Genomic DNA, 13,567 nt, shown 5'->3' with positions numbered 1-13,567 from the left:
GGGGGGCGGTCGGCGGAGCGAGCGCTCCGGCGGCCGCCCCCGCGCGCGTCAGGGGCCGGTGACCAGCGCGCGCACCAGCCGCTCGAGCTCGGCGGCCGGGTCGGCGGTCAGCCCGCAGTGCACGGGGGACGTCTGCAGCACCGTGCTGCGCGGCGCCGTCAGCCAGCGGAAGCGCGCCCCGCGCGCCTCGGCGACGGCGGCGCCGGCGGCGGGGTCCCCCGCGCACACGCCCTCCAGCGCGGCCAGGTGCCGCCCGACGGCGGCGGCGTCCACGTCCGGGGCCAGGGCGCGCAGGCGCGCCCCGTCCAGCGCGGTGCGCGCCGCGAGGTGCTCGCGCGCGCGGCACCACAGCACCACCCCGGCGTTGAGGAACTCCGCGCGTTCCACGCGCGGCACCACCCGCACCACGGCGTACTCGTAGACGTCCAGGCCCTCAGCCACGGCGCGCCCCCCGCTGCGCCCGCTGCACCTCGGCCAGCTGCGCCACCCAGGGCCGCGGCGGGGCCAGCCGGGCGGTGAACCACTCCAGGTACGCGGCGCGCACCTGCGCGACCGAGGCGAACCCCGGCTCGCCCTCCAGCCACACCTGCGGCACCTCCTCGACCGCTGCGCGCAGCACGGCGGGCGTCAGCGCCGCGGCGCAGTCGCCGTCCACGTCGCCGACGCCGGCGGCCGCACCCAGCAGCAGGTGGTCCTCCGCGTGGCGCAGCGGCCGGGCGGTGCCGGCCGCCGCGCGCGCCCAGTCGTGGTGGAAGTACAGCGCCGCGCCGTGGTCGATCAGCCACGGGCGCCCGCCCCACCACAGGGCGTTGGGGTTGCGCCAGGAGCGGTCCACGTTGAGCACGAGCGCGTCGAACCACAGCACCCGCGCCGCCCAGAGCGGGTCCACGGGGTCCACCGCCGGGTCGAAGGACAGCGCCCCGGGCAGGAAGTCCATCCCCAGGTTCGCGCCCGGCGAGCGCAGCAGCAGGTCCTGCACCTCCTCGTCGGGCTCGCCGCGGCCGATGACGGGGTCCACCTCGGCCAGCACCAGCTCGGGCACCTCCAGGCCCAGCGCCGCGGCCACGCGGGCGGCGAGCACCTCGGCGACGAGCACCCGCCGGCCCTGCCCGGCGCCGTGGAACTTCACCACGTAGGTGCCCAGGTCGTCGGCCTCGCACAGGCCCGGCATGCTGCCGCCCTCGCGCAGCGGCAGCACGTACCGGGTGGCGGTGACGGGGCGCAGCACGGCGGCGAGTCTGCCAGCCGCGCGCCGGTGCGGCGCCCGGCGGGTCCCCAGCGATCTCCCAGCCTCACGGAGCACACTCGCGGGGTGAGGAGCACGCACACCGCGCCCGAGGCGCGCCTGCTCGTCGTGGACGACGAGCCGAGCATCCGCGAGCTGCTGGCCACCAGCCTGCGCTTCGCCGGCTTCGACGTCACCTCCGCCGGCGACGGCGCGCAGGCGCTGGAGCTGGCAGAGAAGGTCCGCCCGGACCTGGTGGTCCTGGACGTGATGCTGCCGGACCTGGACGGCTTCACCGTCACCCGCAAGCTGCGCGAGCGCGGCCGCCCCGTGCCGGTGCTCTTCCTCACCGCCCGCGACGACACCGCCGACAAGGTCAACGGCCTGACGGTCGGCGGCGACGACTACGTCACCAAGCCGTTCAGCCTGGAGGAGGTCGTCGCGCGCATCCGCGCGGTGCTGCGCCGCACCGGCGGGCCCACCGGCCCCGACTCCGGCCGGCTGGTCCTGCACGACCTGGAGCTGGACGAGGACTCGCACGAGGTGCGCCGGGCCGGGCGCCCGGTGGAGCTGTCCCCCACCGAGTTCAAGCTGCTGCGCTACCTCATGCTCAACCCCAACCGGGTGCTGTCCAAGGCGCAGATCCTCGACCACGTGTGGGACTACGACTTCGCCGGCGAGGCCGGGATCGTGGAGTCCTACATCTCCTACCTGCGGCGCAAGCTGGACACCGAGGACGTGGTCCCGCTCATCCACACCAAGCGCGGCGTCGGCTACGTGCTGCGCGTGCCGGCGGCCGCAGGGTGAGCGCGCCGGGCGCCGCGCCGGCCCGGGCCGGCGCGGTGGAGGTCGTGCGGGCACGGGTGCGCGCGCTGGTGGACCGCCTCTCCCTGCAGGCGCGGCTGCTCGTCATCGCGGTGGCGCTGCTGCTGGTGGCGATGACCGCCTTCGGCGCGGCTTCCCTGGCGCTGCTGCGCGGCAACCTCATGGACCAGGTGGACGAGGAGCTGGCCAGACCCGGCTCCGAAGCGGCCGACTTCGCCCTGGGCGGGTCCAGGTGGGGCTGGGGCGGCTTCGATCCCAGGGGCGTCGACCCGGGCCGCTTCTCGTCCTTCTACGTCCTGCTGGCGGACGCGAGCGGCGCCACCGTCTACCAGGTGTGCCCGAGCGGGGTGCAGGACGGCACCTGCCCGGCGCGCCCGGAACTGCCGGCGCTGACCGCCGAGGTGGTGGGCGAGCGGGCTGGCGCGCCGTTCACCGCACCCGGGGTCGACGGGCAGCAGTGGCGCGTGCGGGTCTACGCCGTCCGCGGCTCCGACCAGGTCGAGGCAGTGGCCGTCGCGGAACCCCTGACCCGCGTGGAGCAGACGCTGGCGGACTACCGCACGGTCGCGCTGCTCGCGGGTGCGGGGGTGCTCCTGGTGGGCACCGGTCTGGCCGCGGTGGCCATCCGGCGATCCCTCCGGCCGCTGGGCGACATCGAGCGCACCGCCTCGGCCATCGCCTCCGGCGACCTCTCGCGCCGGGTGCCCCCGGCGGCGCCGAGCACCGAGATCGGCCGCCTGTCGCGGGCGCTGAACGCGATGCTCACCCAGATCGAGCAGTCCTTCCGCGCCCGGCAGCGCTCCGAGGAGCAGATGCGCCGCTTCGTCGCCGACGCCAGCCACGAGCTGCGCACGCCGCTGGCCGCGATCCGCGGCTTCGCCGAGCTGCACCGCCAGGGCGCGGTGCGCGAGCCCGGCGAGGTGACGCACGTCATGGGCCGCATCGAGGACGAGTCGACCCGGCTGGGGCGCCTCGTGGAGGACCTGCTGGCCCTGGCGCGCCTGGACGAGGCGCAGCACCGCGGCGAGCAGCGGCCCGCCGAGCCGGTGGACCTGGCGGTGGTCGCCTCCGACGCGGTGCACGACGCGCGCGCGCTGGCGCCGCAGCGCCGGGTGCGCCTGGACGGGGTCCTGCCCGGCACCGGCCCGTCCTCGGCGGTGGTGCTGGCGCAGGAGGCGGGCCTGCGCCAGGTGGTGACGAACCTGCTGGCCAACGCCCTGCACCACACGCCCGCCGGCACGCCGGTGGAGGTGGCCGTGGGCCTGGTGGCCGGCCCCTCGGGACCGGAGGCGGTGCTGGAGGTGCGCGACCACGGCCCGGGCCTGGACCCGGAGCAGGCCGAGCGCGTCTTCGAGCGCTTCTACCGGGTGGACGCCTCCCGCCGGCGCGGCACCGGCGGCGGCTCCGGGCTGGGCCTGGCCATCGTGGACACCATCGTGCGCGGGCACGGCGGCACCGTGGCGGTGGTGCCCACCCCCGGCGGCGGGGCGACCTTCCGGGTGCGCTTCCGCGCCGCTCCCCGTCAGCTGGCCGCCGAACCGGGCGACGAGCCCGTCGACGAGCCCGTCGACGAGGGCGTCGACAGGACGGGCGGGAGCGGACGGACCGGCGGGGCGGCGCACGGGATCCACAGCTGACACCCAGCGTCCTCCACGAGCACCCGCAGGTGCGCGGTGCCCAATGGTGGTGAGGGTCCGCACCTCCCGGGCGGGCCTCCACGACGCAGCAGAGGTGGACGAGGATGACCCGCTCCGACGAGCAGAACGGCACCACCGGCACCTGGTGGCCCGCCACGTCCGGCGGTTCCCCGGTCGGCGGGACCGGTGTCGAGGACCGCGAGCGCACCGCGCGCGACACCGGGCACGGGGACGGCCCCGGGTACGGCCCCGGGTACGGCCCCGGGTACGGCCCCGGGTACGGCGAGCCCGGCGAGGACGCCACGCAGCCGGTGCCCGGTGCGCACCGCGACCCGTGGGCCACCCCCGCCGGGCCGACGCCCCCCGACGCCCCCGGCGGGGGGCCGGGCGGCTCCGGCGGCGGGCGCGGCCGGCGGCGCGGACCGGGCTGGCTGGGCGTGGCGGGCGCGACGCTCGCCGGTGCCGTGGCCGCCAGCGCGCTGACCGCCGCCCTCCTCGGCGCTCCCGACCAGAGCGCGGGCTCGGCGACCGCCGGCCCCGCCGCGGTGCAGGGCGTCAGCGAGACGACGGTGAACTGGCAGGCGGTGGCCTCCGCGGTCTCCCCCAGCGTCGTCGCGGTCGCCGTCACCTCCTCCCAGGGCTCGGGCGAGGGCTCCGGCATCGTCTACGACGGGCAGGGCCGCGTCGTGACGAACAACCACGTCGTCGCCGGCGCCGGCTCCGGGGGGCGCATCACCGTGACCCTCAGCGACGGGCGCCAGTACGCCGCGAGCGTCGTGGGCACCGACCCGGCCACCGACCTGGCCGTCATCCAGCTGCAGGACCCCCCCTCGGACCTGCGCCCGGCCACGTTCGCGGACTCCGACGCGGTCGTGCCCGGGCAGGCCGTCATGGCGCTGGGCAACCCGCTGGGCCTGGCCGGCAGCGTCACCACGGGCATCGTCTCCGCGGTGGACCGGCCGGTGCTGACGACCGCCGAGAGCGAGGGCTCGCAGAGCCCGTTCGGGCAGCAGTCGACCGCGGAGACGGTGGCGACCAACGCCATCCAGACCGACGCGGCCATCAACCCCGGCAACTCCGGCGGCGCGCTGCTGGACGCCACCGGCGCGGTCGTCGGGGTGAACTCCTCCATCGCGTCGCTGAGCAGCTCCTCCAGCGGCCAGGCCGGCAGCATCGGGCTCGGCTTCGCCATCCCCTCGAACGAGGTCCGCATGATCGCCGACCAGCTCGTCGCCGACGGCACCGCCGAGCACGCCTGGCTGGGCGTGAGCCTGGCGCAGCAGGACGCCACGGTCACCGCCGACGGTGTCACGCGCACCGGCGCGGAGGTCGCCGCGGTCACCGACGGCACGCCGGCGGCCGAGGCGGGCGTGCGCGCCGGCGACGTCATCACCGCCGTCGACGGCGGTCGCACGGCCGGCTACGAGTCGCTGACGGCGACGATCCGCGAGAAGGCCGTGGGCAGCGAGGTGCAGCTGACCGTCGTGCGCGACGGCCGCGAGGAGACGCTGACGGCGACCCTGACCGCCCGGCCGGAGGAGTAAGCGCGAACCGCACCGCGCAGGGTCCGGCCGCACGGCGCGGCCGGGCCCTCGCGAGGCGCGGGCGGTCCACCGCGGGAGCCACCGCGGTGCGCCGCGGGCCGCGAGCGGCGGCGCTGTGGACGAGCGGGGCCCCCGGCGCGCACGGCGCCTAGCGTCAGGCACCGGCGGGGAGGGACGGCCCTCCCCACGGGGCGCGGGCGTGCCGCGCGGAGGAGGGGTCCATGAGCAGGTTCGAGGTCGACAGCGCGCGCGTGGAGCAGGCGAGCGCGGCGGTCTCCGCCTCGGCGGCCAACCTCGCCACCGAGGTCGACGGCATGATGCGCCACCTGCTCGACCTGGAGTCGTGCTGGAAGGGGCAGGCGGCGTCGGGCTTCCAGGCGCTGAGCGCGCAGTGGCGCGGCACCCAGGACCGCGTGCGGGCCTCGCTGGAGGACATCCAGCGCGCGCTGGCCCAGGCGGGGAGGCAGTACGCGGACGTGGAGGCGGCCAACGCCCGGATGTTCGCCGGCTGAGCCGCCGGCACCCCACCGGGGCTCCACCGCCGCCGGTCGCGGCCGCGGCCTGTGCCGCACGTGCGAGGAGGGGGTGCCCGGCCGCCGCTGGCCGGGCACCCCCTCCTCAGGACCGCTGAGCGACGCTCGTCAGGCGGCGCGACGCAGCGGGACCGGCCGCGGCACCGCGGCCGGCGCGCTCCAGCGCATCTCCATGCGGGTGCGCCCGCTCGCGTCGCGCACGGGCACCCACTGCGCCTGCAGCGCGCGGGGAGCTCCCACCTTCTTGGCCTGGATGTCGTTCATGTGGCACCTCCCGTTCATCTTTCGTTCACCTTGAACTTAGCTCTCTTCTCGGTCGAAAGCCAGTCACGATCGAGTCACAACCGCGTCAGCGGCAAAATCGTGACGGCTCCGTTACACGCAGTCAGAACCTGGGGCGACGAGGGGTCGCACGCGGCGGTGCCGCTTAGGGTGTGGAGGTGATGAGCGTGGACCTGGGGCTGCCCGCGGTGCGACCGGCCGGCGCTCCACCCGCCCGCGCCGCCGACGCCGCCGAGCGCTTCGCCTCCGGGCCCCTGCGCGACCGGCACGGGCGCACCGCGCGCGACCTGCGCGTGTCGCTGACCGACCGCTGCAACCTGCGCTGCCACTACTGCATGCCGCCGGAGGGCCTGCCCTGGCTGGAGCGGCCCGCCGTCCTCGACGACGGCGAGGTCGTGCGCCTGGTCACCCTGGCGGTGCGCGAGCTGGGCGTGCGCGAGGTGCGCTTCACCGGCGGTGAGCCGCTGCTGCGCCGGGGCCTGGAGGACGTCGTGGCCGCCACGGCCGCGCTGCGCACCCCCGAGGGCGAGCGCGTGCGCACCTCGCTGACCACCAACGGCATCGGCCTGGTCCGCCGCGCCCCCGCGCTGGCCACCGCCGGCCTGGACCGCGTCAACGTCTCCCTGGACACCCTGGACCCCGCCCGCTTCGCCGCCCTGACCCGCCGCGACCGGCACGCCGACGTCCTGGCCGGGGTGCGCGCGGCCGCCGACGCCGGCCTGGCCCCGGTGAAGGTCAACGCCGTGCTGCTGCGCGGCACCAACGACGACGAGGCGGTGCCGCTGCTGCGCTGGGCGCTGCGCGAGGGCTACCGCCTGCGCTTCATCGAGCAGATGCCCCTGGACCCGCACGGCACCTGGCAGCGCAGCGACATGGTCACCGCCGAGGAGATCCTCACCGCGCTGCGCGGCGAGTTCGAGCTGCGCGAGCGCCCCGGCACCAGCCGCGGCTCGGCCCCCGCCCAGACGTGGGACGTCACCGACCGCGAGGGGCGCACCGGCGACGTCGGCGTCATCGCCTCGGTCACGCGCCCCTTCTGCGGCGACTGCGACCGCACCCGGCTGACCGCCGACGGGCAGGTGCGCACCTGCCTGTTCTCCACCACCGAGACCGACCTGCGCGACGCCATGCGCGCCGGCGCCGGCGACGCCGAGCTGGCCGCGACCTGGCGCGCGGCGATGTGGGGCAAGCGCGCCGGCCACGACATCGACGACCCCGGGTTCCTGCACCCGGACCGTCCCATGAGCTCGATCGGGGGCTGAGCGTGACCACGGACGCGACGGGCACCACGGGCACCACGGGCACCACGGGCACCGGGGCGGGCGCGCCGGCGCAGCCGGTGGGGGTGCGCTACTTCGCCGGCGCCGCCGAGGCCGCCGGCGTGGAGGAGGAGCGCGTGGCGCTGCCCACCGGCGCCACCCTCGCCGACCTCCTCGCCGCCCTGGGCGCCGCCCGCGGCCCGGCCCTCGCCCGCGTGCTGGCCGCCTGCACCTTCCTGCTCGACGGCGTCGGCGCCGAGCGCGGCGACCCGCTGCCCGCCGGGGCCGTGGTGGACGTGCTGCCGCCCTTCGCCGGCGGCTGAGCGGCCGTGCTCCCCGACGGCACCGCGACGCGCGGCCAGCGTCGGCGCGCCCTGCGCGCGTGGCTGCTGGCCGAGAGCTCGTACGCGGACGGACACCTGGCTGACGAGGTGCTCACGCTGGTGCAGGACGCCACCGAGCAGGTCTTGGGCGTGAGCGGCACCGCGGCCGTCGGCGCGCACCTGGGGGCGACCGGCGTCACGTCCGGAGCGGCGCTGGACGCGGCGGCCGGTGACTCGGTGCGCGTCGACGAGCTCGTCGACGTCGGCGCACACCTGGCGTCCCGGCTCGACCGCGCCGCGCCCCGTCGAGGAGGCGCCGCTGCACTGGTCCGCCACCCCGCCGGACGGAGTGCGTCCCGCGCTCGACGTCCCGGCCGCGCCGCTGGCCACCGCGCCGCCGGCGCAGCTGGTGGTGCAGGCCGCCTGGACGGGCACCGGGGTGTGGGACGGCCCGGACGGGCCCTCGCGCGCCGGGGCCGTGGACGTCACCGCCCTGGGGGCGAGCGCCGCCCTGGCTGCGGACCTGCGCGCGTGGAACGGGCTGCTGAGCGGTCCCGACGGCCCCGAGCACGGCTGGAGCGACCCGGTGGCGCACGCCGAGTGGGGCACCCGCGGCTGGCAGCTGGCCCGGCGCCTGCGGCACGAGGTGGGGCGCTTGCCGGTGACCTACCACGCCGGGGCCCCGATGACCGTCCCGCCCGACGGCTGACGCGCCCCGCTCAGGCCGCGAACGCCGCCGGGTCGAAGGTGCCGTTGCGCTCGCGGAAGGCCGTGGCGGTGTCCGGCCACAGCAGGGTGAGCCGGCCGCTGCGCGGGTCCACGTACCAGTTCGAGCAGCCCCCGCGCAGCCACACCGTGCCCGCCGCGGCCTCGTCGATGCGCCGGGTGTAGCGCCGCTGCGCCTCCGCGCTGACCTCCAGGGGCGCGCCGGTGCGGGCCAGGTGGTCCAGCCCGCCGAGCAGGTACCCGATCTGGCTCTCGATGACGTGCACGGCGGAGTTGTGCCCCAGCGTGGCGTTCGGCCCGTCCAGCACGAACATGTTGGGGAAGCCGTGCACCACCGTCGAGGCGTGCGAGACCATCCCGTCCTCCCAGGCGCGCGCCAGGGTGCCGGTGCGGCCGGTGACCAGCTCGGCGTACGGCTGGGACGTCGTGGTGAAACCCGTGGCCAGCACCAGCGCGTCCAGCGGCGCGCGGGTGCCGTCGGCGGCCACCGCCGTGCGCCCCTCCAGGCGCCGCAGCGCCGAGGGCACCCACCGCACGCCGGGCCGCTGCAGCGCCGGGTAGAAGTCGTCCGAGAGCAGCACCCGCTTGCACCCGACCTCGTAGCCGGGCGTCAGCGCCGCGCGCAGCGCCGGGTCGGGCACCTGGGCGGCCAGGTGGCCCAGCGCCCGCGCGCGCAGCTCCTCCACCTCCGCCGGCACCCCGCGGCGGGCGGCGATGCCGCCCTCCATCCGCGCGAAGACCTCCTCGCGCAGCCGGCGCAGCGCGGCGGGGTCGGCGGCGAACGCGGCCCGCTCGGCCGGCGCGTAGGGACGGTCGCCGCGCGGCACCACCCACGGCGCGCTGCGGGCGAAGACCGTCAGCCGCGCCGCGCGCCGCGCCAGCTGCGGCACCAGCTGCACGGCGCTGGCGCCGGAGCCGACCACGCCCACGCGCGCGCCGTCCCAGGCGACGTCCTCGCGCCAGCGCGCCGAGTGCACCACCGGCCCGTCGAAGGAGTCCAGGCCCTCCACCCCGGGCGCGCGCGGCTCGGTCAGCCGGCCGGCCGCCAACACCAGCACGCGCGCGCGCAGCGGCCCGGCGGAGGTGAGCACCGCCCAGCGCTGCGCGGCGGCGTCCCAGCGCGCCGAGCGCACCTCGGTGCGCAGCCGCACCCGGTCGGCGACCTCGCCGGCGACCCGGCGCAGGTAGGCGTGCACCTCCGCGCCCGGGGCGAACACCCGCGTCCACGACGGGTCGGGCGCGAAGGAGAAGGAGTACAGGTGCGCCGGCACGTCGCACGCCACGCCCGGGTAGGTGTTGTCGCGCCAGGTGCCGCCGACGTCGCCGGCGCGCTCGAGCACGACGAACGACTCGCGCCCGCGCCGCGCCAGGCGCACCGCGGCGCCGATCCCGGCGATCCCGGCGCCCACGACCGCGACGTCGACCTCCTCGACACCGCCGCCGCCACCGACGCAGCCACCGGCGGGGCCGGGGGAGTGGCCCGTGCTCACCCCGCCCCCGCTGCGACGGGCGGGACGCCCGGCCCGAGGTCCTCGTAGCGGGTGCTGCGCCGGCGCAGCGGGCGCCCGGCGGCCGCGGCCAGGCGCGCGGCGTCCGCGACGCCCATCGTCACCCCCTGCTCCTGCCCGGCGGCCGGGTCCAGCAGCCCGTCCAGCAGCAGCCCGCCCAGGTCGTCCGCGCCGCCGCGCAGCAGCCGCACCACCAGCGCCGCGTCCAGCTTCGGCCACGGCGCCTGGACGTGGTCGACGCGGCCGGCCAGCAGCAGGCGCGCCACCGCCACCACGGCCCGCACCTCGCGCGCGTCCGGGCCCGGGCGGCAGCCCGCCGGCAGCACCGCCCCCGGCGGCGGCACGAACGGCATGGGGATGAACTCCGTGAAGCCGCCGGTGCGCTCGGCGATCGAGGCCAGCAGCCGCAGGTGCGCCACCTGCTGCGCGGGGCTCTCCACGTGCCCGTGCACCATCGTGGCCGTGGACGTCAGGCCCACCGCGTGGGCGGTGGTGACCAGCTCCACCCACCGCGCCACCGGCAGGTCCGGGCGGCCGGCCAGGCGCTCGCGCACCCCGTCGTCGAGGATCCGCGCGGCGGTGCCGGGCACGGAGCTGAGCCCGGCCGCGCGGGCGGCCTCGAGGAACGCGCGCACCGTGCTGCCCCGGCGCGCCGCGGCGTCGGCGACCTCCGGGGGGCGGAAGGCGTGCAGGTGGATCCCCGGCGCGCCGGCGGCCACGTCGCGCACCAGGTCCAGGTAGCCGTCGGCCGGTGCGCCGGCCGGCAGCGGGCCCTGCACGCACACCTCGGTGGCGCCCAGGCGCTGCGCCTCGGCGGCCAGCTCGCGCACCCGGGCGCGCGCGGCGGGCGTGCCCGCGCCGACGCGCTCGGTGTCGAGGTTGCGGTTGACGACGACGGTGACCGCCTCCCCGGCGCGCGCGGCGCGCACCGCGTCGGCGGTGGCGCACAGCTCCTCCAGGGCCGCGCCGTCGGCGCCCAGCAGCGCCTCGGCCTGCGCGTCGTCCAGCCGGTCGGGGTCGGAGGCCGCGGTCCGCAGCGCGGCGCGCAGGTCGGCGGGTGGCACGCGGCGAGGCTAACCCCCCGGGTGCCGCGCGACCTCAGGGGCGCTGACCTCAGAGGCGCTGACCTCGGCGGCGCGACCTCAGGGGCAGTCGACCCACTCGGCACCGCCGTCGGCGAAGCGCTGGTGCTTCCACACCGGCAGCTGCGCCTTGACCTCGTCCACCAGGCGCGCGCAGGCGGTGAACGCCTCGGCGCGGTGGGCGGCGGAGACCGCCACCGCCAGCGCCACCTCGCCCACTGCCAGGTCGCCCAGGCGGTGGCTGACGGCCACGGCGTCCACCGGGCACGCGGCGGCGACCTCGCCGGCCACCCGCTGCAGCACCGCCGCGGCGCTGGGGTGCGCCACGTAGCGCAGGTCGTGCACGCCGCGGCCGCCGTCGTGGTCGCGCACCACCCCGGCGAAGGTGACCACGGCCCCGGCGGCCGCGTCGCCCACCAGCGCGGCGTGCTCGGCCACGTCCAGCGCGGCGTCGGTGACCAGCGCGCGGGCCACCCGGCGGGCCGGGGCGCTGGTGCGGGAGGTGTCCGGTGCGGTCGCCACGGCACGAGGGTAGGCGCGGGCGCAGCCCGGGGGCCCGGCGGCGGCACCCGGGGCCCGTGGGGGAGACTCGCCGGGTGCACCCGGGCAGCTGGCGCGTCGTCGTGCCCGTCAAGGGCGGCGGCGACGCCAAGACGCGCCTGGCCCTGCCGCCGGGCCCGCGCCTGGCCCTGGCCGGCGCGATGGCCCTGGACTGCCTGGAGGCGGCGCTGCGCTGCCGCGCCGTGGCGCAGGTGGTGTGCGTCAGCGACGACGAGCGGGTGCGCGCGGCGGCGGAGGCCGTGGGCGCGCGGGCGGTGCCGGCCGGCGGGCCCGGCCTGGCCCGCGCCGTCGACGCCGGGCTGGCCGCGCTGGGGCCGGGCCCGAGCGCCGTGCTCGTGGCCGACCTGCCGGCCCTGCGCCCGGAGGACCTCGCCGCGGCGCTGGAGCAGGCCGCCGCCACCGCGGGCCCGGTGCTCGTGGCCGACGCCGACGGGGACGGCTCGGTCCTGGTCGCCGACCGCGACGGCGCCCCGCCGCACCGCTTCGGGCCCGGCTCGGCCGCCGCGCACCGCGCCGCCGGCGCGCGGGCGCTGAGCGCCGCCCTGCCCAGCCTGCGCCGCGACGTGGACACCCTGCAGGCCCTCCAGCGCGCCGCCGCCCTGGGCGTGGGCCCGCGCACCGCGGCCGCGCTGGGCGGTACCGGCGTCGTCGCGCCCCGCTCCCCCGGCTCGCCCGGCTCCCCCGTCCCGCACGCCCCCGCGCGCACCCCCGCAGCGCGCACGCCCTCCAGCCCCTCGACCCCCGGAGGCCCCCGATGACCAGCACCTCCCTGCCCGCGCCGCGCCGCCGCGCGGCGACCGGCACCGGGCCGACCGCCCCGGCCGCTGCGGCCCCCGGACCGGGCGCGCTGCGCTCGGCCCTGGGCGCCGCGGCCGCCGGGGAGCTGGACGCCGCCTCCGCCGAGGTGCTGCTGCACGCGCGCGGCGCCGAGCTGGGGCGGCTGTGCGCGCTGGCGGCGCCCGTGCGCGACGAGGCCGTCGAGCGCGCCGGGCGCGCCGGGGTGGTCACCTACTCCAAGAAGGTGTTCGTGCCGGTGACGCGGCTGTGCCGCGACCGCTGCCACTACTGCACCTTCGCCACCGTGCCCGGCCGGGTCCCGGCGGCGTACCTGAGCCCCGAGGACGTCCTGGCGATCGCGCGCTCGGGCGCGGCGGCCGGCTGCAAGGAGGCGCTGTTCACCCTCGGCGACGCCCCGGAGGACCGCTGGCCGGCCGCCCGGCGCTGGCTGGACGAGCGCGGCTTCGGCAGCACGCTGCAGTACGTGCAGCACCTGGCGCGGCTGGTGCTGGAGGAGACCGGGCTGCTGCCGCACCTGAACCCCGGCGTCATGACGTTCGAGGCGCTGCGCTCCTCGCGGGCCGTGGCGCCCTCGATGGGCATGATGCTGGAGACGACCGCGACGCGGCTGTGGAGCGAGCCGGGTCAGGTGCACTTCGGCTCCCCCGACAAGGACCCCGCGCTGCGCCTGCGGGTGCTGCACGACGCCGGCCGCGCCCGCGTGCCGTTCACCACCGGGATCCTCGTGGGCATCGGAGAGACGCCGGCGGAGCGGGTGGACTCGCTGCTGGCGATCCGCGACGTCGCCGCCGAGCACGGCGGGGTGCAGGAGGTGATCGTGCAGAACTTCCGCGCCAAGGACGACACCGCGATGCGCGGGGCCGACGACCTCGGCCACGAGGAGTACCTGGCGGCCATCGCCGTGGCCCGGCTGCTGCTGGGCGCGGGCGTGTCCCTGCAGGCGCCGCCGAACCTGTCCGACCCCGGGCAGCGCGCGCAGCTGCTGGCCGCCGGCGTCGACGACTGGGGCGGGGTCTCCCCGCTGACCCCCGACCACGTCAACCCCGAGCGGCCCTGGCCGCAGCTGGACGACCTGGCCGCCACCACCTCGAGCGCGGGCTTCCGCCTCGCCGAGCGCCTGACCGCCCACCCGCGCTTCGTGCTGGACGCGCTGGCCGGCGGCGAGGAGTGGGTCGACGCCGCCCTGCACGCGCCGCTGGCGGCGCTGGCCGACCCGGTCACCGGCCTGGCGGTGGAGTCGGCGCGGCCGGTGGGCGTGCGGGTG

Annotated in this window: 14 protein-coding genes and 1 pseudogene; 9 read left to right on the top strand and 6 right to left on the bottom strand. The window is 78.4% G+C overall.

The features are described from left to right. Window positions 1–48: 48 nt before the first annotated feature. Both ACRYMN_RS00915 and ACRYMN_RS00910 read right to left on the bottom strand, forming a co-directional pair. The gene (locus ACRYMN_RS00915; protein WP_432491004.1) at window positions 49–441 is read right to left on the bottom strand and encodes a DUF3037 domain-containing protein; all 393 of its coding nucleotides are present in this window, start codon (window positions 439–441) and stop codon (window positions 49–51) included. Continuing rightward, entirely contained in the window at window positions 434–1,228 is a 795-nt protein-coding gene (locus ACRYMN_RS00910; protein WP_432491002.1) for a HipA family kinase, read from the bottom strand. The genes ACRYMN_RS00915 and ACRYMN_RS00910 overlap by 8 nt, the downstream gene beginning before the upstream one ends. An 84-nt stretch (window positions 1,229–1,312) precedes the next feature. Here ACRYMN_RS00910 and ACRYMN_RS00905 point away from each other — a divergent pair, with 84 nt between their 5' ends. The 4 genes from ACRYMN_RS00905 (at window position 1,313) to ACRYMN_RS00890 (ending at window position 5,743) form a co-directional block, all read left to right on the top strand. Continuing rightward, complete coding sequence (locus ACRYMN_RS00905) at window positions 1,313–2,032, top strand: response regulator transcription factor (RefSeq protein ID WP_432491000.1); 720 nt, start codon at window positions 1,313–1,315, stop codon at window positions 2,030–2,032. Beyond that, complete coding sequence (locus ACRYMN_RS00900; RefSeq protein WP_432490998.1) at window positions 2,029–3,687, top strand: sensor histidine kinase; 1,659 nt, start codon at window positions 2,029–2,031, stop codon at window positions 3,685–3,687. The genes ACRYMN_RS00905 and ACRYMN_RS00900 overlap by 4 nt, the downstream gene beginning before the upstream one ends. Window positions 3,688–3,791: 104 nt before the next feature. Beyond that, window positions 3,792–5,231 carry a S1C family serine protease gene (locus tag ACRYMN_RS00895; RefSeq protein ID WP_432490996.1) on the top strand — a complete coding sequence of 480 codons (1,440 nt, stop codon included), beginning with the start codon at window positions 3,792–3,794 and terminating at the stop codon, window positions 5,229–5,231. A gap of 221 nt (window positions 5,232–5,452) precedes the next feature. Further along, window positions 5,453–5,743: a WXG100 family type VII secretion target gene (locus ACRYMN_RS00890; protein ID WP_432490994.1), complete on the top strand. Its 291-nt coding sequence runs from the start codon at window positions 5,453–5,455 to the stop codon at window positions 5,741–5,743. A gap of 129 nt (window positions 5,744–5,872) precedes the next feature. Here ACRYMN_RS00890 and ACRYMN_RS00885 read toward each other — a convergent pair whose 3' ends face one another. Continuing rightward, window positions 5,873–6,028 carry a hypothetical protein gene (locus tag ACRYMN_RS00885; RefSeq protein WP_432490992.1) on the bottom strand — a complete coding sequence of 52 codons (156 nt, stop codon included), beginning with the start codon at window positions 6,026–6,028 and terminating at the stop codon, window positions 5,873–5,875. A 179-nt stretch (window positions 6,029–6,207) separates the two neighbouring features. Between ACRYMN_RS00885 and moaA the strand changes: the two genes are divergently transcribed. The 3 genes from moaA to ACRYMN_RS00870 all read left to right on the top strand — a co-directional run bounded on the left by moaA (window position 6,208) and on the right by ACRYMN_RS00870 (window position 8,337). Further along, entirely contained in the window at window positions 6,208–7,308 is a 1,101-nt protein-coding gene (gene moaA, locus ACRYMN_RS00880; RefSeq protein WP_432490990.1) for a GTP 3',8-cyclase MoaA, read from the top strand. Between the two features lie 77 nt (window positions 7,309–7,385). Further along, window positions 7,386–7,628 (top strand): MoaD/ThiS family protein, encoded by a 243-nt coding sequence (locus ACRYMN_RS00875; protein ID WP_432491164.1) that lies wholly within the window; start codon window positions 7,386–7,388, stop codon window positions 7,626–7,628. A gap of 229 nt (window positions 7,629–7,857) precedes the next feature. Further along, the gene (locus ACRYMN_RS00870; RefSeq protein WP_432490988.1) at window positions 7,858–8,337 is read left to right on the top strand and encodes a hypothetical protein; all 480 of its coding nucleotides are present in this window, start codon (window positions 7,858–7,860) and stop codon (window positions 8,335–8,337) included. A gap of 10 nt (window positions 8,338–8,347) precedes the next feature. Here ACRYMN_RS00870 and ACRYMN_RS00865 read toward each other — a convergent pair whose 3' ends face one another. From ACRYMN_RS00865 to ACRYMN_RS00855, 3 genes are all read right to left on the bottom strand, one after another. Continuing rightward, window positions 8,348–9,844: a flavin-containing monooxygenase gene (locus ACRYMN_RS00865; RefSeq protein ID WP_432490986.1), complete on the bottom strand. Its 1,497-nt coding sequence runs from the start codon at window positions 9,842–9,844 to the stop codon at window positions 8,348–8,350. Continuing rightward, window positions 9,841–10,926 (bottom strand): FO synthase, encoded by a 1,086-nt coding sequence (locus ACRYMN_RS00860; RefSeq protein WP_432490984.1) that lies wholly within the window; start codon window positions 10,924–10,926, stop codon window positions 9,841–9,843. The genes ACRYMN_RS00865 and ACRYMN_RS00860 overlap by 4 nt, the downstream gene beginning before the upstream one ends. 78 nt (window positions 10,927–11,004) lie before the next feature. Next, window positions 11,005–11,466 carry a molybdenum cofactor biosynthesis protein MoaE gene (locus ACRYMN_RS00855; protein WP_432490982.1) on the bottom strand — a complete coding sequence of 154 codons (462 nt, stop codon included), beginning with the start codon at window positions 11,464–11,466 and terminating at the stop codon, window positions 11,005–11,007. 74 nt (window positions 11,467–11,540) lie between these two features. On the opposite strand from ACRYMN_RS00855, the gene cofC reads away from it, so the two are divergent. Further along, a complete protein-coding gene (gene cofC, locus ACRYMN_RS00850) occupies window positions 11,541–12,263 on the top strand; it encodes a 2-phospho-L-lactate guanylyltransferase (RefSeq protein WP_432490980.1) in 723 nt (240 codons plus the stop codon). Then, a pseudogene (cofG, locus tag ACRYMN_RS00845) lies at window positions 12,260–13,558 on the top strand (7,8-didemethyl-8-hydroxy-5-deazariboflavin synthase CofG); the annotation flags it as partial. The gene cofC and the pseudogene cofG, both read left to right, overlap by 4 nt. Window positions 13,559–13,567: the final 9 nt, after the last annotated feature.

Origin of the sequence: Kineococcus gypseus (genome assembly GCF_050871305.1) — a bacterium.
Lineage (GTDB): Bacteria > Actinomycetota > Actinomycetes > Actinomycetales > Kineococcaceae > Kineococcus > Kineococcus gypseus.
Note: the sequence above shows the minus strand (reverse complement) of the source record. Positions and strands in the feature narration are given on the sequence as shown.